General features: G+C 57.2%; 1 protein-coding gene. It reads right to left on the reverse strand.

Annotated features, from left to right (window positions below):
* Window positions 1–222, reverse strand: a 222-nt coding sequence (locus TW77_RS25545) for a hypothetical protein (RefSeq protein ID WP_046007502.1), incomplete at both ends; no start/stop codon positions are given.

A 222-nucleotide genomic window follows, 5' to 3' on the forward strand; every position in this document is an offset into this window, starting at 1 on the left:
GCCTCCGGCTCGTCTTCTAACTGACTGTCGATGTCATCCGGCTCTTCCGCCAGCAACTCTTCTTCTGACTCAGCCTCCGGCTCGTCTTCTAACAGACTATCGATGTCATCCGGCTCTTCCGCCAGTAGCTCTTCTTCTGGCTCAGCCTCCGGCTCGTCTTCTAACAGGCTGTCGATATCGTCCGGCTCTTCCGCCAGCAACTCTTCTTCTGCCTCAGCCTCC

This window comes from Pseudoalteromonas rubra, from assembly GCF_000967655.1.
Taxonomy (GTDB): domain Bacteria; phylum Pseudomonadota; class Gammaproteobacteria; order Enterobacterales; family Alteromonadaceae; genus Pseudoalteromonas; species Pseudoalteromonas rubra_A.